This window comes from Microcoleus sp. C2D2 (assembly GCF_036702495.1).
GTDB lineage: Bacteria > Cyanobacteriota > Cyanobacteriia > Cyanobacteriales > Microcoleaceae > Microcoleus.
In genome coordinates this window covers 21,982-46,826 of record NZ_JAUBTO010000053.1, presented here as the reverse complement: position 1 = coordinate 46,826, position 24,845 = coordinate 21,982, and the positions used below count along the sequence as shown (strand labels likewise).

24 protein-coding genes and 1 pseudogene are annotated in these 24,845 nt (G+C 46.1%); 11 read left to right on the top strand and 14 right to left on the bottom strand.

The annotated features are described in order from the left end of the window. Positions 1-102 (top strand): transposase (locus QUB61_RS18170; RefSeq protein ID WP_333131059.1); only part of this gene is annotated, 102 nt, incomplete at its 5' end. A gap of 512 nt (positions 103-614) precedes the next feature. Next, a complete protein-coding gene (gene glgB / locus QUB61_RS18165; RefSeq protein ID WP_333131047.1) occupies positions 615-2,903 on the top strand; it encodes a 1,4-alpha-glucan branching enzyme in 2,289 nt (762 codons plus the stop codon). 827 nt (positions 2,904-3,730) lie between these two features. Here glgB and QUB61_RS18160 read toward each other — a convergent pair. Beyond that, positions 3,731-4,648, bottom strand: coding sequence for a glycosyltransferase family 2 protein (locus QUB61_RS18160; RefSeq protein WP_333131045.1), 918 nt, complete (start codon positions 4,646-4,648; stop codon positions 3,731-3,733). Between the two features lie 86 nt (positions 4,649-4,734). Further along, complete coding sequence (gene hpsJ-B, locus QUB61_RS18155) at positions 4,735-5,565, bottom strand: hormogonium polysaccharide biosynthesis protein HpsJ (RefSeq protein WP_333131043.1); 831 nt, start codon at positions 5,563-5,565, stop codon at positions 4,735-4,737. 791 nt (positions 5,566-6,356) lie between these two features. Between hpsJ-B and rfaE2 the strand changes: the two genes are divergently transcribed. Next, a complete protein-coding gene (rfaE2, locus tag QUB61_RS18150; RefSeq protein ID WP_333131057.1) occupies positions 6,357-6,851 on the top strand; it encodes a D-glycero-beta-D-manno-heptose 1-phosphate adenylyltransferase in 495 nt (164 codons plus the stop codon). A 126-nt stretch (positions 6,852-6,977) separates the two neighbouring features. Here the strand turns inward: rfaE2 and QUB61_RS18145 are convergent, their stop codons facing one another. The 3 genes and pseudogenes from QUB61_RS18145 to QUB61_RS18135 all read right to left on the bottom strand — a co-directional run. Next, complete coding sequence (locus tag QUB61_RS18145) at positions 6,978-7,577, bottom strand: RNA-guided endonuclease TnpB family protein (RefSeq protein ID WP_333131055.1); 600 nt, start codon at positions 7,575-7,577, stop codon at positions 6,978-6,980. Then, positions 7,561-7,965, bottom strand: coding sequence for a hypothetical protein (locus QUB61_RS18140; RefSeq protein WP_333131041.1), 405 nt, complete (start codon positions 7,963-7,965; stop codon positions 7,561-7,563). Before QUB61_RS18140 ends, QUB61_RS18145 begins: the two co-directional genes overlap by 17 nt. 133 nt (positions 7,966-8,098) lie before the next feature. After that, positions 8,099-8,421 (bottom strand): annotated as a pseudogene (locus tag QUB61_RS18135) (recombinase family protein); the annotation flags it as partial. Between QUB61_RS18135 and QUB61_RS18130 the strand changes: the two are divergent. From QUB61_RS18130 to QUB61_RS18115, 4 genes are all read left to right on the top strand, one after another. Then, on the top strand, positions 8,402-8,770 hold the full coding sequence (locus QUB61_RS18130) for a hypothetical protein (RefSeq protein WP_333131039.1): 369 nt from the start codon (positions 8,402-8,404) through the stop codon (positions 8,768-8,770). The pseudogene QUB61_RS18135 and the gene QUB61_RS18130 sit on opposite strands and share 20 nt — an antisense overlap. Further along, complete coding sequence (locus tag QUB61_RS18125; RefSeq protein ID WP_333131037.1) at positions 8,767-10,215, top strand: ATP-binding protein; 1,449 nt, start codon at positions 8,767-8,769, stop codon at positions 10,213-10,215. The genes QUB61_RS18130 and QUB61_RS18125 overlap by 4 nt, the downstream gene beginning before the upstream one ends. Positions 10,216-10,547: 332 nt before the next feature. Continuing rightward, positions 10,548-10,709, top strand: coding sequence for a hypothetical protein (locus QUB61_RS18120; protein WP_333131035.1), 162 nt, complete (start codon positions 10,548-10,550; stop codon positions 10,707-10,709). A 624-nt stretch (positions 10,710-11,333) separates the two neighbouring features. Next, entirely contained in the window at positions 11,334-12,806 is a 1,473-nt protein-coding gene (locus QUB61_RS18115; protein ID WP_333131033.1) for an MBOAT family protein, read from the top strand. Between the two features lie 343 nt (positions 12,807-13,149). Here QUB61_RS18115 and QUB61_RS18110 read toward each other — a convergent pair whose 3' ends face one another. Then, on the bottom strand, positions 13,150-13,974 hold the full coding sequence (locus QUB61_RS18110) for a sulfurtransferase (RefSeq protein ID WP_333131031.1): 825 nt from the start codon (positions 13,972-13,974) through the stop codon (positions 13,150-13,152). Positions 13,975-14,000: 26 nt separating this feature from the next. After that, a complete protein-coding gene (locus QUB61_RS18105) occupies positions 14,001-15,011 on the bottom strand; it encodes a hypothetical protein (protein WP_333131029.1) in 1,011 nt (336 codons plus the stop codon). 212 nt (positions 15,012-15,223) lie between these two features. Between QUB61_RS18105 and QUB61_RS18100 the strand changes: the two genes are divergently transcribed. Both QUB61_RS18100 and glmU read left to right on the top strand, forming a co-directional pair. Then, on the top strand, positions 15,224-15,412 hold the full coding sequence (locus tag QUB61_RS18100; protein WP_333131026.1) for a hypothetical protein: 189 nt from the start codon (positions 15,224-15,226) through the stop codon (positions 15,410-15,412). A gap of 53 nt (positions 15,413-15,465) precedes the next feature. Then, the gene (gene glmU / locus QUB61_RS18095; RefSeq protein WP_333131053.1) at positions 15,466-16,851 is read left to right on the top strand and encodes a bifunctional UDP-N-acetylglucosamine diphosphorylase/glucosamine-1-phosphate N-acetyltransferase GlmU; all 1,386 of its coding nucleotides are present in this window, start codon (positions 15,466-15,468) and stop codon (positions 16,849-16,851) included. Positions 16,852-17,035: 184 nt separating this feature from the next. Here the strand turns inward: glmU and QUB61_RS18090 are convergent, their stop codons facing one another. The 5 genes from QUB61_RS18090 to QUB61_RS18070 all read right to left on the bottom strand — a co-directional run bounded on the left by QUB61_RS18090 (position 17,036) and on the right by QUB61_RS18070 (position 20,757). Beyond that, the gene (locus QUB61_RS18090; protein ID WP_333131024.1) at positions 17,036-17,779 is read right to left on the bottom strand and encodes a hypothetical protein; all 744 of its coding nucleotides are present in this window, start codon (positions 17,777-17,779) and stop codon (positions 17,036-17,038) included. A gap of 590 nt (positions 17,780-18,369) precedes the next feature. Beyond that, positions 18,370-18,867 carry a hypothetical protein gene (locus QUB61_RS18085; protein WP_333131022.1) on the bottom strand — a complete coding sequence of 166 codons (498 nt, stop codon included), beginning with the start codon at positions 18,865-18,867 and terminating at the stop codon, positions 18,370-18,372. A 93-nt stretch (positions 18,868-18,960) separates the two neighbouring features. After that, on the bottom strand, positions 18,961-19,089 hold the full coding sequence (locus QUB61_RS18080) for a hypothetical protein (protein ID WP_333131019.1): 129 nt from the start codon (positions 19,087-19,089) through the stop codon (positions 18,961-18,963). A gap of 181 nt (positions 19,090-19,270) precedes the next feature. Further along, positions 19,271-20,017: a hypothetical protein gene (locus tag QUB61_RS18075; RefSeq protein WP_333131017.1), complete on the bottom strand. Its 747-nt coding sequence runs from the start codon at positions 20,015-20,017 to the stop codon at positions 19,271-19,273. A gap of 104 nt (positions 20,018-20,121) precedes the next feature. Then, positions 20,122-20,757: a hypothetical protein gene (locus QUB61_RS18070; protein ID WP_333131015.1), complete on the bottom strand. Its 636-nt coding sequence runs from the start codon at positions 20,755-20,757 to the stop codon at positions 20,122-20,124. A gap of 143 nt (positions 20,758-20,900) precedes the next feature. Between QUB61_RS18070 and QUB61_RS18065 the strand changes: the two genes are divergently transcribed. After that, complete coding sequence (locus QUB61_RS18065; RefSeq protein ID WP_333131013.1) at positions 20,901-22,205, top strand: WD40 repeat domain-containing protein; 1,305 nt, start codon at positions 20,901-20,903, stop codon at positions 22,203-22,205. 307 nt (positions 22,206-22,512) lie between these two features. Here QUB61_RS18065 and QUB61_RS18060 read toward each other — a convergent pair whose 3' ends face one another. Then, positions 22,513-23,448: an isoaspartyl peptidase/L-asparaginase gene (locus QUB61_RS18060; protein WP_333131011.1), complete on the bottom strand. Its 936-nt coding sequence runs from the start codon at positions 23,446-23,448 to the stop codon at positions 22,513-22,515. An 80-nt stretch (positions 23,449-23,528) separates the two neighbouring features. Beyond that, complete coding sequence (locus QUB61_RS18055; RefSeq protein WP_333131009.1) at positions 23,529-23,684, bottom strand: DUF2256 domain-containing protein; 156 nt, start codon at positions 23,682-23,684, stop codon at positions 23,529-23,531. 86 nt (positions 23,685-23,770) lie between these two features. On the opposite strand from QUB61_RS18055, the gene QUB61_RS18050 reads away from it, so the two are divergent. Further along, on the top strand, positions 23,771-24,763 hold the full coding sequence (locus QUB61_RS18050; RefSeq protein ID WP_333131007.1) for an RNA methyltransferase: 993 nt from the start codon (positions 23,771-23,773) through the stop codon (positions 24,761-24,763). Positions 24,764-24,845: the final 82 nt, after the last annotated feature.

The following is a 24,845-nucleotide window of genomic DNA, read 5'->3' as shown; positions in this document are numbered from 1 at the left end:
AAAGATGCTCTTTGGAGTCCTAGCTATTTTGTTAGCTCGGTTGGAGGCGCACCAATTGAAGTATTGAAGCAGTACATCAAGAATCAAGAAAAGCCGTCCTAAAAGGACGGGGTTTTCAACCCATTTTCCTGATAAATATTTCTACTCACAACCTAATTTTACCCTAAACTGACTGCGGTTAAAACCGCTTGAGCGGCTTGGCACGATCGGGCTAAAGCCACGCTCATTTCCCGCATCCCACCAGGTTTTAGAATTAGCTGCTCCCCAACACTTACTCTCCTTGACCCTCCGGCAGCCACAAACCGACAATAATTTTAACAAATGGTTACCACATATTTGATTAAAAGTCAAGGGTATTTGGGAGAAAATATAAATTTTTCAATTTGTTTTAATATTTCTATACTTAGATGTTAGCAGTAAAACCCCAGCTCGGCCGTCGGCAAGGTAATAAGATTGCCTGCTGTGTGCGCCTCGGGCGCGCGCTGGAGCCGAGAAAGGCAAAATCATGCTAATCAGTGGTAGGATTAGCGATCAAAAATGTATCGAAAGGTAAAGTGCAGCGCCGCCAACGGTCTTGAAAGCCATTTAGTCAAAAGATTGAGGTAAGTAGTTTTATGCCCGCGACCGTCCCCTTTGAACAGATTGACCGGATTGTTTGGAATCAGCACCACGATCCATTTGAAGTGCTAGGCCCCCACGCGCTAGAAGAAAATGGCAAAAAACTCTGGGTCGTCCGAGCTTATCTGCCGAATGCGGATGCGGTATCGGTGGTTGTGCCGGAGACCAGGGCCGAATACCCGATGAAATCAGAGCATCACCCTCATTTTTTTGAATGTACGATCGAAACCCCAGAACTAGCAAACTATCAACTGCGGGTCAAAGAAGGAGAACACGATCGCTTTATTTACGACCCCTACGCCTTTCGATCGCCCAAACTCACAGAATTTGACCTTCACTTATTCTCAGAAGGCAACCACCACCGGATTTACGAAAAACTGGGGGCGCACCTCACCTCCGTAGACGGCATCACAGGAGTATATTTTGCCGTTTGGGCCCCGAATGCCCGCAACGTGTCTGTTTTAGGCGATTTCAACTATTGGGACGGCCGCAAACATCAAATGCGGAAATCGCAAAACGGGATCTGGGAATTATTTATTCCGGGACTACTCGTGGGAACTCACTACAAATACGAAGTGAAAAACCAAGACGGACATCCCTACGAAAAGTCGGATCCTTACGGTTTCCAGCAAGAAGTGCGGCCGAAAACCGCATCAATTGTCACTGACTTAAATACCTACACTTGGAACGACAGCGCTTGGATCGAACAGCGGCGGCACACAGACCAACTGACGCAGCCGGTTTCGGTTTACGAATGCCACATCGGTTCTTGGCTGCACGCCGCTACTGACGAACCCGCCGTGCTACCAAATGGGGAAATAGAACCCGCCGTACAGGTTTCGGAACTGAATCCCGGGGCGCGCTTTCTGACTTACCGGGAATTAGCCGATCGGCTGATTCCCTACGTCAAAGATTTGGGATTCACCCACATCGAAATGCTGCCGATCGCCGAACATCCTTTTGACGGTTCTTGGGGCTATCAAGTCACCGGTTATTTCGCCCCAACTTCCCGCTACGGCAAACCTGAAGATTTCATGTATTTTGTTGACCAGTGCCACGCCAACGGCATTGGCGTACTGGTGGACTGGGTGCCGGGACATTTTCCCAAAGACGGCCACGGTTTGGCTTTCTTTGACGGAACTCACTTGTACGAACACGCCGACCCCCGCAAGGGCGAGCACAAAGAGTGGGGAACCCTAGTATTTAACTACGGCCGCAACGAAGTGCGGAATTTCCTAGTATCAAACGCTCTGTTCTGGTTTGACAAGTACCACATCGACGGGATTCGCGTAGATGCGGTGGCCTCAATGCTTTATTTGGATTACTGCCGCGAACCAGGAGAATGGTTGACCAACCAGTACGGAGGCAGGGAAAATATCGAGGCTGCAGATTTTCTGCGGCAGGCGAATCACGTCATTTTTAGCTATTTCCCAGGGGCGCTGTCGATCGCCGAAGAATCTACCTCTTGGCCGATGGTATCTTGGCCGACCTATGTAGGCGGTTTGGGCTTCAACCTGAAGTGGAACATGGGTTGGATGCACGATATGCTCGACTATTTCCACATGGACCCGTGGTTCCGCCAGTTCCACCAGAACAACATAACTTTCAGTATGTGGTACAACCACAGCGAGAATTTCATGCTGGCTTTGTCCCACGATGAGGTAGTGCACGGCAAGGCTCACATCATCGGGAAAATGCCAGGGGACGAATGGCAAAAGTTTGCAAACGTGCGGTGTTTGTTTACTTTTATGTTTGCTCATCCCGGAAAGAAAACGATCTTTATGGGGATGGAGTTCGGTCAGTGGCACGAGTGGAACGTTTGGGGGGATTTGCAGTGGCAGTTGCTGCAATTCGATCCGCACCAAAAGTTGAAGCTGTTTTTTAAGGATTTGAACAATTTGTACCGCAGCGAAAGGGCACTTTACAGTCAAGATTTTGCTGAGGATGGGTTTGAGTGGATTGATTGCACCGACAACCGGCACAGTGTCGTGGCCTTTGTGCGCCGAGAGAAGGATGGGGACGAGTTTGTGGTGACGGTGTGCAATTTTACACCGCAGCCCCACTCTCACTATCGGGTAGGAGTGCCGGAACAGGGTTTCTATACGGAGTTGTTTAACAGCGACGCGCGGGAGTACGGCGGTAGCAATATGGGGAATTTGGGAGGCAAGTGGACTGATGAGTGGTGGTTCCACAACAGTCCTTATTCGATCGACTTGTGTTTGCCGCCTTTGGGTGTGTTGATTTTAAAGATCGATCGGGCAAAAACAGCCATGCGTAATGCTTAATAGTTTTGAGTTTTGAGTGGTGAGAGTTTTGAGTTAACAATCAAAACTTTATTAATCGTAAAACTTGAGGGTATTCAGAAACCCGGTTTCTCCAAGAAACCGGGTTTTTTCTGTTTTGTTGTTGTGGCGAAAGAAGGAAGTTCGGCAACTGATTCGCTTTCAGAAGATTTAACGGATTTAATACCAATTTCAAAAAATAATGCAACTTTAAGCTGTCGCGCATTTAAATTGCATATTCGAGGCGGGCGGGACGCCCACCCCACTCATTGTTTGATTGTTTTTTGACAGATAATTTAAATGCCGCAACAGCTTAGGCAAGCTGGCAACCCTTATGCAGTAGGTTATTTCCAATTCTTTAATCGCCATCGAAAATGCTATAACGGATAGAAGGAAGAAGGAAGAAGCAATCAAACGCTCATGTTTGTGCCCTTAGCCAGAAATTCCTAACACTATTTAAAAAAAACAATGCAACTCTCGGCCCGTGTTCCAAGCCCTTACGGAATCAGTCATTGCCAATTCTTTAATTTAAAATCTAAAATCCTGCGACGCTCGCGCTTACCCCAAAGTCTAAAATCTCAAATGCTCTAGCTTTTCTCACCAAGAGGAGGTACACAAATTTCTGTGTAGGTCGGGATTTTCAAGCCTTAATATATACGTCATTTACCTGAGAAAGGCTATATAACCCTGATGGGCTGTTGCTATAGCAATCCTTGCAGGAGTTGTGGTTCAGGCACTCGTAGCCTGGACTGGCTACGAGTGCCTGAACCACGTTCATAACTCACGAAAGGATGGCTATATATCAATTCCCAATTACCCATTATCAATTCTTAATTTCGAGTATCGGAAGCGCCAAGATTATAAGAAACTTTAGGCGAATCAACTGTTACTACTTCCGAAAGAGATTGTTCTGCCACTACCTCTAAATTTGGCAGTGGCAGATGCTTCATTTCCCAAACTTTCAGCAAAATTAGATATTCATAAAAAGCTTGCAGCGTGCACCAAGCCAATCCCGCTTGACCGTCAAGAAATCCGCCGAGTAAAATATACATATAGAAAAAGCGCACCACAGGCCGCAAAGGCAAGCGCAAAGAAAAATCTTTCAAAGCGCGGCGCCTTTCCACCTCCGACGCACCAAACACTAAATCCCACCAATTTACTTGACCCGCTTCTAATTGGCGGAGAGTTTCAGCCGCCTCGTCAGTAGAGTAGCGGTTGTGCTTTTCAATCCAGCGGGAAAGACCTTTGCTGCAAGTATAGTGAGGGTAGGTTTCCTTCAAAAAGTGAGTAGGCCCGTTGCAGACTTCCCGTTCAGTATGACCGTAGTCAGTAAACCACACTCGGTCTTTGCGAAACAGGCGCATTTGATAGCGGGGATATTGAGTGCTGCGGCGAATCCAGCGCTCCATAAATATTACTTTTTCAGCTACGTAATAGCCGATATATTCTTGACTTTCGATCGCCTTTAAGCATTCAGCAAACAGTGCAGGCGTCATCCGCTCGTCAGCTTCAAGGATGTAAACCCATTCGTATTTGCACGGGACTTCTTGGAGCATCCAAGTCCGCTGGCGTCCGTGAGTTTCAAAGCGGTGCTGCACTGTTTGCACGGCATAGTTCTGAACAATTTCAAGGGTGCGATCGGTGCTGAAAGAATCAACTACAATGATATCGTCACAAAGCAGTGCCGATTCAATGCAAGCGGCGATATCAATCTCTTCGTTGTAAGTCAGAATATAAATTGAGAACATTCCCAGCTTTCAGTAATGGCAAACTATTGGGTAAACAAACTATTTCTCAGGGATGTCTCGACCAGCGCGATCCCTGCCAGCACCGGTCAATTTTTGCGGCGGCCAAACCGCAGAATTCCCATACTTCTCAATCCCGTCCAACCCACGGTAATATAGCCTATAGCTAACAACAAACTGCTGATTCCCGTCTGCAAACTCGAATTTCTCGATCGAGTTCTTAACTCTTTCTCTTTTTGTTGCTTGCGGGTGCGAATCTCGTTGCGAGCTTGAGTGGGCAGTTCTTGAGCTTGCTGTTCCAGGAAGTTGTCGAGGGCTTTCGGGTCATTTTTGGAATTCCGAAGCACAGCTTTCAATTCCTGGGGAACATCTGAGCTTTGGAGGGCTTGTTGCAGCTTCCCGTCGTCTTGCAGCAGGGCGGCTATCTGGGCGCGCCGCTGGTTTTTGAGCTGTTCTATCTGAGCTTTAAACTGATCGCTTGTAATTTGCGCCTCAAGTTGACCTTCCGCTTGTCCCGCTTCTCTATCGACTTGAGCTAGAGCATCTTGGAGTTCCAAACGAGTATTGTTGAGGTGAACGGGAACCAGGGATAGGTAAACTAGACCTAACAAGCTGGAAATCAACAGGGCCCAGAATCGCAAGTCCAGCCAAACCTTGCGTCGCTCAATAGAGACTCCACTGCTGCTGTCCACCCAAAAGCCAGTCATCAGCAGGGCGATACCCATCAAAGGAATAATGCCCCTGTCAACTATCTGAGTTGCTGCGGCCAACTGCCAGGCTCGATTGAGAAGGTCCGAAGTTTCTCCCGGCAGCGACAGAACAATGCAGTCAAGCAAAGCAGAGAGAATCAAGATAATCCCGACTACTTTTAGAGTTTGAGCAGCTACTGAAGAAAATTGACGGCTATTACTTGCTTTCATAATTCCTGTGAGATAATTCTACACCGTTAGATTTAAGGGGGTAGTTGACTGGATTTTGTTGAACGAGTTCCAAGCTATTTTCCACCAAAATAGCTGCTTGGGGGACCCACCTCGACTTTCCTCTGGGTTTTCACAGGCTGCGGTTGCGACCCCAAAGGATCGAGTTTCTGCACAGGTATGCAGAGTTGGAAGAGGCGCCACGCTTCTGGGGTGGCTGTAAAGCTTGGTTAAGATAGCGCCCAGAAACGGCAGCAAGCAACTGCTGGCTTCTTCTATAGTCTGACGAATCCAGCTTAAAGATGAGATCTGCACGCTTGGGTTCGGTGCTTTTAACTAGCTTTCGCTCGCGCGACGGTGTCAGAAATAGTAGACACAGCAGGAGCGCGTTTCGCTGGGTTTCACCCCCTATGGTTCCCACTCCCCGATCGCCTGCTTCAGGCCGTGGAACTCGCATCCCCTGTCTTATAGTAATTGATATAACAGAGGGGTGGAATAAATAATTGTTCCCGAACCTTTTTAACCTCTAATTACCAGCAGCACGATACGGCTGCCACAGATACACGAGTAGCTGTTTTTTCCTTTTTCCTTCTGTTTACCACATCGGGTTCGCCGGGCATTCTTACTTCTTCCTTCTGGCTTAAGAGTCACCAATTACTAATTGCCAATTACTAATCGCCAACTACTAATTATCGGCAGCTTGAGTGCTGGATTGTTCAATAGCCAAAGTGCAAAAAATCACATTTTTTGGTAGGATAATTGCTCGCTGTTCAAATTTGCTGGTAATGACTGCAATGATTTCTGGTGTTTACAGGTTGAAAGAACTTGAAAGATCGATCGCATCCGATCCGGACAACTGGCGCCCGATCGTGTTTACTAACGGGTGCTTCGATATCCTACACGCTGGCCACGTCCGCTATTTGCAGGCGGCAAAAAATTTGGGGCGATCGCTCGTGGTGGGCTTGAATAGCGATGCCAGCGTGCAAGCTATCAAACCGCAGCAGCCGGGATTGCCACCTCGCCCGATCGTACCGGAAAATCAGCGAGCCGAAGTTTTAGCCGCCCTCAAACCAGTAGACGCCGTAGTAATTTTTTCCGAGATTACAGCAACTAAACTCATAAATATCCTGAAGCCAAATATATACGTTAAAGGAGGAGACTATCAAGTCGAAACTCTACCGGAAGCACCGGCTGTTATCGCCGGAGGTGGCAAGATTTCCTTAATCGAAATAGAAGTTCCGAGTTCTACCAGTGCGATCGTCAAACGCATTTTGCAATTAGGTACTTAACCGTTACATAAGACTTACTCACAACTACTCAAAACTAGACAAATCTCGTCCTATGTAGTTAGAAGCTTACTTCCTGCTTCATCCTGGCGGTGTCGGCACTCACCAGTCCGCAGGCACGAGCCCCGTCTAACTGACGGTTTTTGACAGAATAATCGCTGCGTTCAAATCGCGGTCAATCTTGAATGCACAATGGTCGCATTCAAACACTCGCTCATCCAAGGAAAGTGTTTCTTTTTTGATTCCACAGTTAGAGCAAGTTTTGCTGGATGGGAACCAACGGTCAACCACTACCACCTTAGAGCCATACAATTGACACTTGTAGGTTAACTGGCGGCGGAACTCAAAGAAGCCCATATCAGCAATAGATGTTGCCAGATTGTGATTAGCCATCATACCTGACACGTTGAGGTCTTCAATCACTACTGTGCCGTGGTTTTTAGCAAGTAATGTCGTGAGGAAGTGCAACGTATCCTTGCGGATGTTAGCTATTTTCCCGTGCAGTCTAGCTATTTTGAGTTGTGCCTTTTGACCGTTGTTTGAACCGATAGTTTTATGGCGATTGAGCCACTGCATTCTTGACAGCTTGGCTGCGTACTTTTTGTAGGATTTTGCTCCGGGAATCACTTCACCTGTTGAGAGAGTAGCTAATGCTTTAATACCGAGGTCAACTCCTACGACGCTTGTTTGGCATGACTCTTGCTGTTCTACATCAAATCTGAAACTGATAAACCACCTGTCCGCACTCCGGGATATCGTGCAAGACGCAAGTTAATACTTGTGGCAACCTTTCGTAAGTCTTGAGAATGCCAATTACGGGAACTTGGATTTTGTTGTTACCCAAAATTTTGACTGTTCCTTCTAACGTGAAAGAGTCGCGGATCCCTTTTTTCTTAAATCTCGGTACTCCCGCAGTCTTGTTAAAGCACCGCTTCCTTGCTTCGCGCAAAGCCATTAATGCCTGTTGCGGTGTAGATTTACTGCACTCGTAATACCAAGGATTTTCTGACTTCACCAAGGCTACTAACAGTTTGTGCTTGTCTATAGCTGTGGGAAACTTGAGTTTTTCATCTGGATGAGCTTTGTTATGGTCGAGAATGTTTTTGGTTAGCCACAATCCCCAATTCCAAGCGTGACGTGCTACTCCACAATGCGCAAGCTAACTGTGTCCGTTGTCGGTCGTTTAGTTTGAGTTCGGTCTTAAAACCTAGCAGCATCAAGCCACCTCCTTAACTACTTGAGTCATGCCATCAAAATTTTTTGTTCTTTTTGCTTCTAGAGCCATAAAGACGAGCGCTGAACACGCTCTTCGGAGTTCAAGCATATCTTGAACTAGCTCTTGCTCAAAGGTCACTTCTTCATTGGTTTTGTTAATGATGACCACGCCCGCGTTTCAAATTCCTCACACAGAGCAAATACCAGCTCAGCACCGAACCTTAGCAATTTATCTTTGTGTGTCAGCATCAGTCTGACAACATCACCTTGCATGATGCGTTTAAGCAATTTTTGCAGTTCTTTTTTCTGGTAGTTTAAGCCAACGAACTAAGTCTTGGATGGCTTCAAACTGCAATCCATTAGTGGCGATCGCCCAAATCGATCGTACTCAACAAACAGTTTGTTTTGCCGGAATTGGCAACATCAGCGGTGTAGTCGTCACAGATCGCCAAACCCGCAGTATGGTTTCGTACAATGGCACAGTTGGACATATGATGCCAAAAGTAGCAGAATTTGTCTGTCCTTGGTCGCAGCAGTCCTTACTCATCCTGCACTCTGACGGTTTGGCGGCGCAGTGGAATTTAAACCACTACCCGGGTTTAGGGGCCAGACATCCTGCTTTAATTGCAGCCGTGCTCTACCGGGACTTCAAACGCACTCGCCATGACATAACAGTTATAGTAGCCAAGATGAGAGAAGCAGCGTGAGTTACCCAATCCTGACGGCCCAAGTCCGCTTTGAACAAGACATCGTACAAGTACGCCAAAAAGCTCGCCAAATTGCCGCAGGGCTGGGATTCGATTCCCAAGCACAAACCCGCATCGCCACAGCAGTTTCCGAAATTGCCCGCAATGCTTTCAAATATGCAGGTGGCGGCAAAGTAGAATTCATTGTGGAAGGGGAATCGCCCCAAATTTTTCGGACTCGGATTTCCGACACCGGGCCGGGAATTGCTGATTTAGCGGTTGTGTTGAGCCCCAATTTTCGATCCGGAACCGGTGCGGGACTCGGTTTAGCAGCAGCAAAACGGTTGATGCACGAGGTGGAAATCGATTCGGCGCCCGATCGCGGCACCGCTGTACAATTAATTAAGCACTTTTCCAAACATATGCCTACGCTGAGTGCGATCGAACTAAATCAATTAGTGGACAAACTAACGCGCCAAATTCCCGAAGATCCCTACGCCGAAATTCAGCAGCAAAATCAAGAATTACTTCGGACTTTAGAGGAACTCCGCCAGCGTCAAGAAGAACTCGTACAATTAAATCAACAACTAGAAGATACCAATCGCGGAGTCGTGGCACTTTACGCCGAATTGAACGACAAAGCCGAATCTCTCCGGCGAGAGGGCCAACTCAAAACCAGCTTTCTCTCCAATATGAGCCACGAGTTTCGCACTCCGCTAACGGTAATTCTGCTGCTTTCGGAAATATTGTTAAATCGCCTCGACGGAGAACTTTCACCAGAACAGGAAAAGCAAGTAAATTACATACACAAATCCGCTGAGTCTCTCGCAGAACTTGTCAACGACTCGTTAGATTTAGCCAAAGTGGAAGCCGGAAAACTAACGAGTCGCGTGGGTAATTTTGAAGTCGAAGATTTGTTCAGCGCCCTGCGAGGAATGATGCGCCCCCTGCTTCCCCAAAACTCGGCCGTTACTCTGATTTTTGAAGCGCCTCTAGAACTTCCCACCCTCACAACTGACGAGGGAAAAGTTTCTCAGATTTTGCGCAATCTGATTTCTAATGCCCTCAAGTTTACCGAAGCAGGCGAAGTTCGAGTTGCTGCGGAAATAGGAGACGGGGAAACAGTTACTTTTTCAGTGGCAGATACGGGTATTGGCATTTCCCCAGCCGACAAAAGACGGATTTTTGAAGAATTTGTCCAAATAGAAAATCCATTGCAGAAGGGCGTCAAAGGCACCGGATTGGGATTGTCTCTGTGCAAAAAACTGGCGGAATTTCTGGGGGGAAGTATTGACATTACCAGTTCGCCCGGAGTGGGTTCGACTTTTTTTGTCAAACTGCCGATCGTGTATGCTCCCGATGAAGAAAACTCTTGGGAAATATCCGCTGCTAAGGGAGATGAAATACCGCTGGCGAGCGCAAATTATCCCTCGTCAATCGATTTTAGATTTGAGATTTTAGATTAAAGAATTGAAGCCTTGACCCCACGGATAAATTCGGGGGGCAAGTTTCATCGGATACAGGTTTTTTATTTCTCCCCGGATTCATCCGGGGGCTTGTATCCTGGATGCTTTCGGTCAGCGCCGGATTCAGCAGCAAAAGTTTTGATTGGGGAGGATGAAGATAGTTTTTCGGTATTTGCTGAAAAACTTGTGTTCACAAATTTATTGTACTGCGATCGAGGCAGCCAAGAGAGTTGAAAAATTGCGACCGGCTGCTTTTTGAGCAACCGATCGCAATTTTTAAAGGGCGTTATGATGCCGGATCTGACCGGATTTGAGGTTTTGGAAGAGTTGAAATGCGATCGGGCTACTTGCCAAATACCTGCTATGGCGATGACTTCCCAACATTGAGAAATTTGGGAAGAGGAGGATTTGTCTACCGCTACAGTTGTGGTGCTTTCTCAAACGAATACCTCCCGCCAGCAGGCGATCGCTCAAATTTAATCCGCTCTCATTAAGGCAGCAGTTAATTTATAATAATTCTGAAAAGTAGTGCTACATATATATATTGTACGCGAGCATCTGTAGCGACTGAGGCTTTGCCTAAGTCGTGACGGGTATCTGCGACAATTAATAATTGGTATAAGATGGAGGATTGTAGCAAGACTTTTTAAAATTGGTATGGTTTGATAGCAGGCAATATTTATTTAAATTGCAACAGCATTTAACCTTGGTGCTGTAAAATATAGCAGTTCTCAGTTGCCGACAATATAGTAGGGACTTAGGCAGTGCCTTTTTTCGTGTCAGCGGCTAAAATCCATAATAAATCTCGCTAGTTGAGCGAGTCTCGATCCCCCCTACCTTAAAAAGGGTGGAACTGGAAGCACTTTCTTGCATCCCCCTTTTTAAGGCGGATGCGAAGAGGATCGAGGCTGCGGGAAAAATGAGAGAGACAGAGGGTTTTAGCCGGATTGTTGACAAGCCTTGGGTGCGGCGCTGTGTCTCGATCGAATATCCGAGCTTATTTATTAGTGAAAAATGACACCTGTTTAAAAAAATAATGCAACTCTAAGCAATATCCAAACCCCTACAGAGTAAGCCATTCCCAAATCTAAAATCTAAAATCTAAAATCTAAAATGGTATGACTTTCATCTCCCTTCAATATGCCCTGTTTCTGCTAGTTTTATTTGCGGCTTACTGGTTGGTTCCGGCGCGGTGGTGGCGGCTGTTCATCATGCTGGCCGCTAGTCTGATTTTTTACGCTTCGCTGCAAATTTGGTACATTCCTCTGCTGTTAGTCGGTATGCTGTTTAATTACTGCTTGGCGATGGCGATTGGGGAACCTCTGGATTGGCGGATTGCTAATGAATCTTGGAACCGCCGCCGTTTGTGGCTGCTGTGGATAGGAATTTGCCTGAATGTGTTGCTGCTTCTGGGCTTTAAGTATGTGCCTTTTTTATTGAGTTCGATCGGCACTTTGTTAAATTGGCCTTTTGCTCTCGACGGTGCTGACTGGGTGAAAAGTCACGTCATCGCACCCCTGGGATTGAGTTTCTTTTGCTTTGAGTGCATTGCTTATTTGATTGACGTGTACCGAGGCGCACCTGCTGCTACTTCGCTGCTGCACTTTGCTGCTTACAAGTTGTTTTTTCCGAAACTGATTTCCGGCCCGATTACTCGGTATCACAACTTGATCTATCAACTGAAAACCCAGAAATTTCCGACGCCCGATCGCCTTTCTGAGGCACTTTGGACGATCGCCTTTGGTGCAGTAAAAAAAGGTCTTTTCGCAGATAACTTGGGAATTTATGTCGATTTAAGTTTTACCAACTTGCAGCGGGCGGGTAGCGAGGATTTGTGGCTGGCGATTTTTGCTTACGGGCTGCAACTTTATCTCGATTTTAGTGGCTATGTTGACATGGCGCGCGGTACTGCTTTGCTGCTGGGTTGGTATTTGCCACCAAATTTTGATTTCCCTTATTTTAGTGCCAGCATAGCCGATTTTTGGCGGCGGTGGCACATGACTTTAGGGGATTGGTTGCGCAATTATTTGTATTTTCCTTTGGGAGGTTCCCGAGTCGGTTTGTGGCGCACTTGTCTGAATTTGTCCCTCGTCATGTTAATTGCGGGAATTTGGCACGGGGCTGCTTGGGGATTTATTGTGTGGGGAGGTTTGCACGGTTTGGCTTTGGCGGTTCACCGGCTGACTGATGTGCTGTTTAAGCGGTTGCGGCTGGAGTTTTTGTGGGAAAATCCGATCGGGATTGCGATCGGTTGGCTGTTGACTCAGGCGATGGTTTTTGGTAGTTGGATATTTTTCCGCCTTCCCGATTTAAAGGATTCTGGATGGGCGATTTCCCATTTGTGGGGACACACTGCTGACGTGCAGTTTGCCGATAAAGTTTATGTGGAAGCTTTGGGTTTGGAAAGAGTGCATTTAACTTGGATATTGGCGGCTTTGGCTGCGGCGATGCTGGGGAATTATGCGTTGAGTCGGGGTTTGAAGTTAGAGTTAAATTGGCCGATGAAATTGGTGTTAGTGCCGCTTTGTTTGTATGCGGTTTGGGTGTTGGCTCCCGAAGGCGGTTTGCCTTATATTTATTTTGATTTTTAGGGTATTATAGCAGAAGGAAGAAGGAAGAAGGAAGAAGGAAGAAGAAAGAAGCAATAAAATCAATCGTTTTAGCCATTAACAACGCCCTAGCCGTCTTGGCGGTTGCTATAAAGCAAGAAGGAAGAAGGAAGAAGGAAGAAGGAATAAGCAATAAAATCAATCGTTTTAGCCATTAACAACGCCCTAGCCGTCTTGGCGGTTGCTATATTTGATTTTCCTTTTATTCCCCGTAAGGTGCGCCAAAGTGATTCCCCGCTTTGGTGCGCGGTGCCCACCCTAGAAATCACAGTCAACAGTCAACAGTCAACAGTCAACAGTCAACAATCATCTCGATGAGTGCACCCTATAACTGATAAGAGCACCAGTCGCTCCAGCTACCGACATAAAGTTTAGCATCGGGAATTCCAGCAATTTCTAAAGACAGTAAATTAACGCAAGCCGTCACCCCGGAACCGCAATAAACGATGATTTCTTCCGCTTTTTCTAATTCTGCCCACCGGTGTTTTTGTTCCGAGGTCGATCGCACTTTTCCAGTTTTATCCGTCACCTCTTGCCAAGGATAGTTAACCGCACCCGGAATGTGACCTGCAATGGGGTCGATCGGCTCCCGCAAACCTTCATATCTCTCGCTTTCTCGCGAATCAACCAAAACCGTTCCCGGCAAGTCTTTACGCTCTTTCACCGCCTCAATATCTACCGCCAAATCCTGCTGCAAGCGGGCAACAAAGTTACCCTCGCGGGGTTCTGGCAAAATATTTGTTACCGGATATCCGGCCGCTTTCCAGCCGCTGAAACCGCCGTCTAACAAAGCGACTTTGCTGTGTCCCATATATCGCAGCAGCCACCACAAACGAGCCGCAAAAGCCATTCGCGAATCGTCATAGGCGACGACTAAAGTTTCTGCTGAATTAATACCGAGCGCACTCAATTTATCAGCTAATTCTTCAATATTTGGCAGCGGATGTCTGCCGCCGCGTTTGCGAACTGAACTCGCGAGATCCCGGTTTAAATCTAAATAGAAAGCTCCGGGAATGTGACTTTCTTGATATTGTTTTTGTCCTAATTCATGGTCGGCAAGGGAAAATCGGCAGTCAATAATTACAACTTCCGGATTTTCGGTATTGGTGGCTAACCATTGAGGAGAAACGATTAAAGTGTTGTCAGTCATAAATCTTCAAATCTATGTTTTAACATCTATCGGGAAGGAGCTTTTTTCTCGGGTTCTGCTTGGTCGGAAGGAGATTTCTTAGAAGTTGGTTTCTCCGAAGCTCTTTTTTCAGCATTGGATTTTTTAGCAGTTGCTTTCTCCGAAGTTTCTTTTGGCGAATTGGATTTTTTAGGAGTTGCTTTATCCGAAGGTGCTTTTTCGGCTGTGGCGGGAGTTGGAGTTGGCAGAGGGGGATTTACTGCTGCTTCTTGAGCGTAAAGCAGATATTTCTGATACTCGAGCACTTTTGTCTGAGCTAGTTGATGGTTGGGGCTAGACTGCGGTACTCTTCTCATTAATGATACCGCTTCTTGCCAGCGATCGGTAACTGTCGCCCAATCTTCCTTGGTTTTTGCCGATCGCCCCAATTCTGCTGCTTTGACTGCGCTGTTAACGGCTTCTCGAAAAGTATCTGGTCCAGTATCCGGTGCAGTTGCTAAATTTGCTGTTTCATCTAAATTCTTCCCCGCTGTTGCTGCTGGCTGGTTCACAATCTTACCGACAAACGCCACCACGGCGATCGCCAACATACCCGTCACCAGCCCAACTACAATAAAAGTCGATCGCAGCCGGTTCTCAAATGCAGCCAGTTCCGGCGGTTTCTCCTCCTCAATATTGCTCTCCATCTCTGTGCGATCGTCCATATTAGTAACCGCAGTATTGGGCGCAGATTCTCCCCCAAAGCTCTGTGGTTCAAAATTGCTGTTCTCCAAACTAAACTCTTGACTCCAAGCAGCAGCAATCTGACCCCTTTCTCGGCCCTCAACCTTCACTTTGCGAATCGAATCCGGCTGCAATTTCGTCAGCTCGGTGCGGACAAAATCAACTAACGTATCTTCTATCGGTACCTGCTCGGCCTCAAGAATTACATCCAAACAGTCGCCGTCGAGATTCGCGGAGGCTGTGATGCCTTCAGATTGCAACTGGCCCTCAACCCAAGATGCGAGCGCCTGTGGATTTCCCTGCTTGGCAAGTTCCTGAAAATTAAGCTCTGTCATAGCTCGACACCTGATAATGCAGAAGGAATGAAAAAGTCATAAATAGTTTTTTTAAGTTGAAAACACCCTAACTGAAATTCAATGAATAGTATAATATATCGCGGCAAATCCCAGCCCAAAGATGCAAATTCTCACTCTCGCTCCCCCTCGCATCCCTTGGGGAAGGACTTGCATTGCTTGGCTTTAAGCCGAACTCAGGTTTGTAGTGAGGAATGCAAGTCCTCTTGCTAAGCCGCCAAATACTGCTGCACCGGGTTTTTGATACCGGGCGCGCCAGTCCAGATATCGCAAGCATAGCCTCTAAAACCGACATCCGCCTGGAAAAAGTCTCGATCGCGCGGATTCGAGATTTGAGATTAAAAAATTGTGCGATCCCAGTGCCATCGACGGACAGCGAGTGATATCATCAGTTAGTCAATATTCAAGTTTTTATAGCAAAAAACTCGATCGCACAATGGTAGCAATAGCAATTTTAGCTGCTGGACGCGGCACGCGCATGAAATCTGACTTGCCCAAAGTTCTACACGAATTGGCCGGTCGATCGCTAGTTGAGCGAGTCCTCCAAAGTTGTCAAGAAATTCAAATTTCCCGGCGCATTGTCATCGTCGGTTATCGAGGCGAACTCGTCAAAGAAGCTTTGATAGGTGGTAAAGAAATACCGGACAATCCTCAATCTCCTCCCCTAGAATTTGTCGAACAAACCGAACAATTGGGAACAGGCCACGCTATCCAACAATTGCTGCCTCACTTAGAGGGATTTCAAGGAGATTTGCTGGTATTAAATGGAGATGTACCTTTGCTGAGGGCAGAAACTATCAAACAATTGATGGCAATTCACAAACAGCACCAAAACTCTGCAACTTTATTGACAGCTAGTTTGCCAAATCCTCAAGGATACGGGCGAGTATTTACCGACAGTCAAAACTTAGTCCAGCAAATTGTCGAAGACCGCGACTGCACACAAGCTCAAAAGCAAAGCCACCGAATTAATGCAGGTGTTTACTGCTTTCACTGGCCGGATTTAGAGAAAATTTTGCCAGAATTGAAGGCAGAAAATGACCAAAAAGAATATTACCTAACCGATACGGTAAATTTCCTCTCTCCGGTGATGGCGGTGGATGTGGAAGATTATCAAGAAATATTGGGAATTAACGATCGCAAACATTTAGCCACAGCTTGCGATATTTTGCAAACCCGGGTAAAAGACAAGTGGATGACGGCGGGAGTGACGCTGCTCGATCCCAACAGCATCACGATCGACGATACCGTAGAGTTGCAGCCGGATGTGGTAATTGAACCGCAAACTCACTTGCGGGGACAAACTTCGATCGCTTCGGGGAGTCGCATCGGCCCCGGCAGTTTGATCGAAAACAGTCAAATTGGAGAAAACGTGACTGTGCTTTATTCGGTGGTTTCTGACAGTATGGTAGCCCAAAATTCGCGGATTGGCCCTTACGCACACTTGCGGGGACACGCAGAAATTGGCGCGAACTGTCGCGTCGGCAATTTTGTAGAAGTGAAAAATACTCAAATAGGCGATCGAAGTAATGCCGCTCACTTGTCTTATTTAGGCGACGCGACTTTGGGAGAAAAAGTCAACATCGGTGCTGGGACAATTACGGCGAATTACGACGGAAAAAACAAGCACAAAACTCAAATAGGCGATCGAACCAAAATCGGTTCTAACAGCGTGCTGGTTGCACCGATAACTTTGGGGGAAGATGTTACTGTAGCGGCGGGTTCTGTAGTGACGGAAGATGTGCCAAATGACTGTTTAGTAATTGCCCGTTCCCGGCAAGCTGTCAAACCAGGTTGGAAGTTAAAAGAACCTAAAAAGTGAACAATCGATCACTTTTTTGACGATCGGTTTCCACCCGATCGGGACTTGTGCCATCGATACCAAAGAAACCGGGTTTTTATAAGGGGAGCGATGGCGCTCTACCAGAGATTTTGGTGAAAAACCCGGTTTCTGCGCCAGTCGGCAAGCTTGAGAAATCGGGTTTCTCGCACTAGGGTATTTTTTGTTATTTTTGCTGGTGCAGATAGTTCTTAATCGCTAAAGCGATTTTTTCTGGCTCGTAGCGGTTCATAGTTTTGGGCAGGGATATGCGAGAGCCTCCACAAACTAACAGTCTGACTTCGTACCAAATGTCTTTATCCCGATCTTTTGTTCTAGCGACTTCCACGCCATAAATCTCGCACAGAGAGTGTTGAATTAGCTTAGTTCGCAACAAACCCTGCTGTTTAACAGTCAGGGTATCTAAACTTCTATCAAAGCTATAAATTTCCTTTTTTCCGAAGGCTATTACTGCTATTCCTGCTGTCACAAATAGGCCTGCTAGACCGGGAAACAAACTGTCGTATTGCTTTAATTCCAGCAATCTGCGAGCCGCATTTTTAACAAAGGAATTGATTTCCAAAACAATAGCATCTTTATCCCCCCAGTGGGTATAGTTTCCAGCGAAACGAACATAGCCAGCATCAGTCAGAAGTACCACTTTGCTGGTGTAGCCCGCTCTGACAACTTTAGCTCCCTGCAAAGAAGCAAGCTGAATTTCTTGAATCTTCGACCCCAGCAAGCTCGATCGCACCAACTGACAATTGCCTTGTCTTCCTTGCACTCGGTGACAAGAGAGGCTTACCAAATGGTAATCAAACGCAACGCATTTCAGTCCAAATACAATTAACAAACAGCTAGGCACCCAAAAATCAAATACGCTACGAGTCTGAATTTTTAATTCAGTCGCTGTTTGCTCGATTATTTTCATTTATTTTACCCTTAGATTCAAAAAAGGATATTACAGGCCCCTATCTTTGCTGCGCTCCGCCCAATTGTTAACTTATATAGCAATCCTAACTCATTTGGGAATTTCTTACTCACTCCCTTTGGTAAGGGGAGGGCTGGGGTGGGGTAAAAAATTTACGACTCATTTAGAATTGCTATATATTATTTAAATTTTTCCTATGGCCTGAGCCTTTTTATTTTGCTAATATATTAGCACTAAAATGTCTCGCGGACAACAAATGTCCCGAGTATACGTGCGGCTGGCTTTGAGATAGCTTTCCCTCATTTATCGCTGGTAATTGACTGGGGCGAGCGCTCGCTTAGATACCCACAAATATTGATAGCTATACCGTTTTTTAGCACCCTAGCATGACTTAATAAATTCTTGATAATTGAATAATTACAAAAGCCTAGCTTTAGAGATTTTTTACAATTTAGAATTCGTAGGAAGTTTTAAGAAAGGATATTTTGGACGATTGTTAATTGAGGTAAATCAACAATCTTTGTAACTTCCATCGCCTTGAGTCGCAATTGGGTAGGTCAATAACCCTACCACCCGTTATAATTTAACTTCTAAAGATATAATTTTTCGCGTTGCCAAACATATTTTAACACTCCACTCAGCACAAATATTCCTCCAAATATCCATCCAAACCAACGATCGTCTTGACCTACATTTAACGATTTAATCTCTGTGTTTTTAACAAAAGAATTTATCTGATTGGCAATACGATCTTTGTCTCCCCAACGAGTAGCATTTGCCAGCGGAATTTCCCCTGTTTTGGTTAAAACTACAACCTGGCTGCTACCCTTCCTTTTTTGAACAACTTTGCCTCCCTGTAAATCATCCAGAGAGATTTCTTGACTGCGTGAACCCCATAACTTTGATTCTGTAAGTTTGCAATTACCTTGCTTGGTTTCTATTCGCTGGCAAATTAGAGTTGTATTTGCTGAGATGAGAACCAGAAATAATCCAACAAGAATAAAAGGCAAGCTAGATAATAAGTCTACCCAGATGTTAGAATTTTGAATCTTTAGTTCAGCATATGGTGTACCCTCGATCTTTTTCATAAGTTTATCCTATTGATAACACAACTGGAATTGCTAATTTACCTGCTGTGTAAATTGTATCATCACGGACAGAGTATTGTCGAGAACATTTTTTTAGTTCGATCGCGCCTTCAAATAGCTGCCAATCAAATCAGCGATTTTTTGTTGCTGTTTCTGATTTAAACTATTTTCTAAAGAAAGGCGATCGCCCTCATCCATTAGCAAACAAACCTCGTATAACATACCGTTTTCGCCGTATATTGTTTCTAATTTGGCTGTAAAGTTTAGATGTCGGATAATTAGGACTTAGATGGAGTCCAGAAACCGGGTTTGAGGGACGAAAATACTTTATTTCCGCCCGCACACGGGCGTAAAAAACCCGGTTTCGAGGAGTCGGAGTGCGTAAATCCTGATAATCTGAACCTTACTTTCCAAGCATTCCCCAATAAGCCACGCCGTACAATTGGGTCGCCCGCATAGCTTCCTCGTCATAGCCTTGACTTTTGAAAATAGCCTCCGCCTGTTTTAGGTAGCCCATTGCTTGTTCTTTATTTTTTGTTTTGTCTTGACTAATCAAAGCTAATGCCAATTTTATGTGAGCATCAGCATCATTAGGGTCACTTTTGAGTGCGGTTTCCCAGTGGAGAATTTCTTCTTCTACAGTCTTCCATTGAAGTTCTTCGCTAGAAAATTCTTGGCTGGGAAAGCCGCCAAGACTGTAATTTCTGATATCCAAAAAATTCGCAATAATTTCAGCTTTTTTGTGCTTGTTTCCCAAACCACTGCTGAAAGAAGAAGTTAGAGGAACACGTCTCTTACCTGATTTCAACACAAGACAGACACGATAAGTATTACTACTGTCACTACTCGTCATCTGTTGTATCTCCACGCCAGAAATATCTTGAATCAGGTGTTTGACAACTTTCGTTTTGGCAATGAGTGGCTTATGCCGTTTGATAGTCATATGACCGAAATTTTTATCAAATGTAATGGTGTCAATTTCTACAAATATCACCAAAAACAAACCAACGACAGCAAATAAATAAACGAAAAAATTGCCTGAAGACCCACCAAATAACAAACCGCTTACTAAAAAACTCCCCCCAACTAATAGCTGTATCCAAAATGCGGACATCTCTTGGAATTCCAGCTTGTCAGATGTCTGTTTCATGATTTTATGTTTAATCAATTGTAAGTGAATGTTCTAGGATAATGGTTTAAGTCTGCGCAGGCAGACTTAGACTGATAAAGAACCGTAAATGTTTAAGCTGTCGATTATTTTGTCTTTGCTTGGGCGATCGCCTTTTTGGTATCCTCAACACCCTTGAGGGCCTCAGCATCGCCGGGATTTGCTTGTACTGCTCTGTTAAAATTGATTAAAGCTGTTTGAAAATCTCCCTGGTTGTAGGCTAATTTTCCAAGCTCCATCGATTGATTGAAGTCATATTGTTGACCGCCAACAGTACCAAAATTAGGCTCTGCACTACCAAAATTAGGCTCTGCACTTGTTGGTGTTTCCGAAATTTGAGGAGATGGATCAGAAGCAGGAAATTGCTCTTCACTTGATGGAGAAGCGTTGGAATCAGAAGGAAAAGGAGAGGGTGATTGTTCGCTAGATCCAGGCTGTAACATACTAAGCCACGGCGCCAAAGAACTTGCAATAGTTGAGACGAACTGAAAGCCTGCAAATAAATATATTGGCAGTACAACAAGTTGCATAAAAAATGTCTTTCTGATTCTTGTATGGCTCCAATACTTCATATAAAAAAAGAAGCCAGCAAATGGAACCAGCAAGTAAAGGACTCCCCAAAGATATTCTTCTCGAAAAGCTTGAATTAATCCCCAAATATTACCAACAATACTTAAAACCAAACCCAGAATGAAAAATAAGGTCATCGCAATTCCAGACATTTTGTATTTCTCCGGTTGATGTATAGTTGTTTGGCAAACTGTAAAGGTAAGGATTTAGGCGAACTTTCAGCCTGAAACTCTTTTCCCTGTTTGCTGTATTAAAAATAGATTAGCGGTGAAAACTGTTCGATGGCGCACAGCGAATGTTAGGATTTTGGTTAGGAATTGGACTAGGAACTCGATCGCGACTGCCGCAAATGATACCCTCTACCCCCGATCCGCCAGAAGAACCATTTGCACGGGCCTGCAACGGCTGGGACATCCAAAAGCTTTACGCCGACTTGTCAAAGGCCAAACAACAATTCGCCCCCCACACCAGAAGAGGGCTGACACCCGTCCAAAAGCGGCACTTGTGTGGCTTGCTTTGCGGTTACAGCCCCGCCGAAATAGCGGTTTTTCTCAACAAACAAATCAAAGGTGTAGAAGTTGATTTGTCAAAAACTTTGTACCGATACATAGAATTATTGACAAACCGGCCCAGAAACGCTCTCAACAACTGGAGAGACGCGATCGACTGGCTGGAAATAGCCGGGTATAAAACGCAGCCAAAAACCTCAACCGGCGCTATCTTAAAAGCCACTCTCCACCATTCAGACAGGATTTTATCTGCAGCTATCAGTCCCGACGGACAATTCCTCGCAACGGGTTCTGAGGACTGTACAGTGAAAATTTGGAGTTTGCACAGCGGTCAACTGCTGCAGACGATTTTCGGACATTCCACAGCCGTGTTGCTAGTTGCTTTCAGCCCCGCCAGCAAAACGCTGCTGACGCGATCGCGCGCGGGTACAGTCAAACTCTGGAACCTGCAAAACGGCCAACTGCTGAAGCGTTTGGCAGAGGTACACCGCCACGAATCCGTCGCCGTAAGCCCCGACTGGCAAATTTTGGCGATCGGCACCACCCGCGGCACTGTCAAGCTTCAGCACCTCAACAGCGGCCAACTGCTGCAAGTTTTGGAAGGCTATCAAGGAGATGACATAAGTGCGATCGCCGTGAGTCCCAACGGCAAAATGCTAGTAGCCAGCGGACTCAACGCAGTCAGCGGTTTCTGTCGCGCAACAGTCACTTTGTGGGAACTGCCGGGGGGAGAAGTGAGGGGAACATTTGGCCGCGAAAATTATGTGGCAATTACTCCTGATAGCAAAATTATCGTCAGTCACGGCAACAAAACGATCGCACTGTGGAATTTGCAAACAGGGGAATTATTGCATTCCCTGCAAACAGGAATTCGCATCACTTCCGCCGCCGCAATTAGCCCCGACGGGAAATACTTTGCACTAGGCTGTTTTGACGGTACTGTTAGACTTTGGAATCTTCGCGGCGAATTGCTGCATACTTTAGATGCACATTCTAGCCCGGTTTCTGCGGTGGCGATCGGGCTTTTGGGCGAAACTCTCGTCAGCGGCGCGGAGAATGGTACTGTTAAAATTTGGCAACTGCGGATTTAAGAATATCAATTCCGGTTCCACCGTCCGTGCTTGTTGACTGTTGACTAATGACTGATGACTAATGACTAATGACTGTTGACTAATGACTAATGACTAATGATTAATAACTAATGACTAATGATTAATAACTAATGACTGTTGACTAATAACTAATGACTGTTGACTAATGACTGTTGACTAATGACTGATGACTAATGACTGTTGACTAATGACTGTTGACTAATGACTGTTGACTAATGATCGAGATACCCGACTTGTTCAAAAAGTCGGGTATCTCGATCGCAGACTGACAATCTCGAGATCCTTTTTAAGCAACAAAAATCAACGTTCCCTGGCTCATTTCCAAAGTATCGCCCATTTGCATACCGTTGTGAAAAGCACCCAAAATCACCTCGCTAGTTTTGCCGAAAGCGATAGCACCGCTAGCATCAATTCCAATTGCGCCAAAATCCCGTTGACGTTCGTCAGCTTCAGTAAAAGAACGCTCAAAAGCAGCTTTCAAACTCAAACCGTCCGTTACCCGAATCACAATTCGCGCCGCCAAACACTCGTCCATAATGTGCTCGCCAATCCCCGTACAGCTTACCGCGGCACTTCCAGCGGCGTAATTTCCCGCCGGCATCGCCGAGTCGCTAACCCGACCAATCCGCTCAAAACCCTTGCCGCCAGTCGAAGTCCCAGCAGCCAAGCGTCCATGAACATCCAAAGCTACGACTCCGATCGTACCCATACCGGCCGGTTCGGCCACCACGTCAGCCATTGCTTTGCTAAAATTGCCTTGGCGTTCCTCCATCCACTCGTGCAAACGCAAATCCGTCATCGGATCGTAAATCGGCAAGTGAAGTTCTCGCAGCAATTCCGCCGAACCCAAATCAGAGAGAACGCGATCGTCCGAAGTCTGCAAAAATTTAGCAAGTTCGATCGGATTTTGAACGCGAGAAACATTAATCGCCCCGCTGAAACGCTGCATCAAACCGTCCATCAGCGAAGCACTCATCCGAATTTGACCGTCCGACTGCACCACAGAACCAGTACCGGCATTGAATCGCGGGTCATCTTCCAGCAATTGGCAGCCCCGCACCACTGCATCTACGGCACTTGCACCGTCTTTCAGCAGCGGATAAACTTCGTCCAAAACATCGTAAAGCGATTTCCGCACCGCCTCAATGCCGCCTTTACTGTGTAGAGAACTGCCCGCACCGCCGTGAATAACTAGCTTTGGTTGCACTTGTTGCGATGCCATAATTTATAACCTAATAAAGAAAGTAAGTAAAATTTTTCCTTTGCAATCTTAGCCTCGATCGAGCAACTTACCCTACATTCTTAATCTTGAGCCGCCAAACGGCGGCGACGACACCGTTCGGAGCAGTATTTGACCTCATCCCAGCAGTCGGCCCATTTTTTGCGCCAAGTAAAAGGTCGATCGCACACCGGGCACATTTTTATCGGTAAATCTGATTTCGATCGCTGCTTGGCCATGCTAATTTGAACATTATATTACTGATTAAATTTTAATCAAAACAAACAAAACAACCAATTTCTGCGTAACACCTCCCCAAATAAAAATGCTCTCAACGGCCGACGCCAACATCCGAATAGTCTTAGTAGAACCCGCAGGCCCATTGAATGTCGGTTCTGTGGCCCGCGTCATGAAAAATATGGGTTTGCACCAATTAGTTTTGGTAAATCCCCACTGCGATCATTTAGGGGAAGAAGCCCGACTGATGGCAGTTCGGGCCGCCGACATATTGGAAACTGCCAAAGTAGTCGAGAGTTTGCCGGCTGCTTTGATTGGGTGTGTCAGAGCGATCGCGACTACAGGAGACGATAGTCGATCGTTGCCAACAAAACTAGAAGATCCCGCAGACGCCTTGCCTTGGCTCCTAGAAGCCCCCAGCGCCCTAATTTTCGGCCCAGAAGACTGCGGCTTGACCAATGCCCAATTAAACCGCGCTCAGCGCCTGATCCGCATTCCCAGCAGCGATGCCTACACTTCCCTAAATCTCGCCCAAGCAGTCGCTATCTGCTGCTACGAACTGTATCGGGAAGAAGGAAGTTCGGCAACGGATTCTGTAACGGATGTAACGGATGTCAGGAAAACGGAAAAAGGAAGAGGGAAGACGAAAGAAGGAAGACAGAAGCAGGAAGAAGAAGAAGCCTCGTTCCCAGGCTCAGCCAGGGAACGCATATCCAGAGGCTCTGCCTCTTCAATAGATGCAACAGATAATTTATCAACTTGTTACCAAGAACAACTTGCAACCAGCCAGACAGAAAATCCCTCCCCTCCCGTCACCAGTGCACCCTTGGAAAATTTAGAGGGATATTACCAGCAACTAGAAACGCTGCTACTCAAAATAGGATATTTGCAGCCGCACACAGCAGCCAGTCGGATGGAAAAATTTCGGCGTTTGTACAATAGGGCCTATCCGACAATTGAGGAAGTCGCCATGCTGCGGGGCGTCCTCCGCCAAACAGAATGGGCAATGAAAACTGAGCTGCGAGAGACAGTTTCTGATACTCTGGATGGGGCGTTGCCAGAAAATCCAACGGATAGCTAGGAGAAATGCTGATAATTGGGGATGTGAGATTGAGGATTTTTTTCACAAAGAAAAGTCTTGCACCGACTTGTGACCTTCATAA

Coding starts and splice junctions, on each gene's coding strand:
- glgB (WP_333131047.1), top strand. CDS start 615: ATGCCCGCGACCGTCCCCTTTGAACAGATTGACCGGATTGTTTGGAAT.
- QUB61_RS18160 (WP_333131045.1), bottom strand. CDS start 4,648: ATGTTCTCAATTTATATTCTGACTTACAACGAAGAGATTGATATCGCC.
- hpsJ-B (WP_333131043.1), bottom strand. CDS start 5,565: ATGAAAGCAAGTAATAGCCGTCAATTTTCTTCAGTAGCTGCTCAAACT.
- rfaE2 (WP_333131057.1), top strand. CDS start 6,357: ATGATTTCTGGTGTTTACAGGTTGAAAGAACTTGAAAGATCGATCGCA.
- QUB61_RS18130 (WP_333131039.1), top strand. CDS start 8,402: ATGGCTTCAAACTGCAATCCATTAGTGGCGATCGCCCAAATCGATCGT.
- QUB61_RS18120 (WP_333131035.1), top strand. CDS start 10,548: ATGCGATCGGGCTACTTGCCAAATACCTGCTATGGCGATGACTTCCCA.
- QUB61_RS18115 (WP_333131033.1), top strand. CDS start 11,334: ATGACTTTCATCTCCCTTCAATATGCCCTGTTTCTGCTAGTTTTATTT.
- QUB61_RS18110 (WP_333131031.1), bottom strand. CDS start 13,974: ATGACTGACAACACTTTAATCGTTTCTCCTCAATGGTTAGCCACCAAT.
- QUB61_RS18105 (WP_333131029.1), bottom strand. CDS start 15,011: ATGACAGAGCTTAATTTTCAGGAACTTGCCAAGCAGGGAAATCCACAG.
- QUB61_RS18100 (WP_333131026.1), top strand. CDS start 15,224: ATGCAAGTCCTCTTGCTAAGCCGCCAAATACTGCTGCACCGGGTTTTT.
- glmU (WP_333131053.1), top strand. CDS start 15,466: ATGGTAGCAATAGCAATTTTAGCTGCTGGACGCGGCACGCGCATGAAA.
- QUB61_RS18090 (WP_333131024.1), bottom strand. CDS start 17,779: ATGAAAATAATCGAGCAAACAGCGACTGAATTAAAAATTCAGACTCGT.
- QUB61_RS18085 (WP_333131022.1), bottom strand. CDS start 18,867: ATGAAAAAGATCGAGGGTACACCATATGCTGAACTAAAGATTCAAAAT.
- QUB61_RS18080 (WP_333131019.1), bottom strand. CDS start 19,089: ATGTTATACGAGGTTTGTTTGCTAATGGATGAGGGCGATCGCCTTTCT.
- QUB61_RS18075 (WP_333131017.1), bottom strand. CDS start 20,017: ATGAAACAGACATCTGACAAGCTGGAATTCCAAGAGATGTCCGCATTT.
- QUB61_RS18070 (WP_333131015.1), bottom strand. CDS start 20,757: ATGTCTGGAATTGCGATGACCTTATTTTTCATTCTGGGTTTGGTTTTA.
- QUB61_RS18065 (WP_333131013.1), top strand. CDS start 20,901: ATGTTAGGATTTTGGTTAGGAATTGGACTAGGAACTCGATCGCGACTG.
- QUB61_RS18060 (WP_333131011.1), bottom strand. CDS start 23,448: ATGGCATCGCAACAAGTGCAACCAAAGCTAGTTATTCACGGCGGTGCG.
- QUB61_RS18055 (WP_333131009.1), bottom strand. CDS start 23,684: ATGGCCAAGCAGCGATCGAAATCAGATTTACCGATAAAAATGTGCCCG.
- QUB61_RS18050 (WP_333131007.1), top strand. CDS start 23,771: ATGCTCTCAACGGCCGACGCCAACATCCGAATAGTCTTAGTAGAACCC.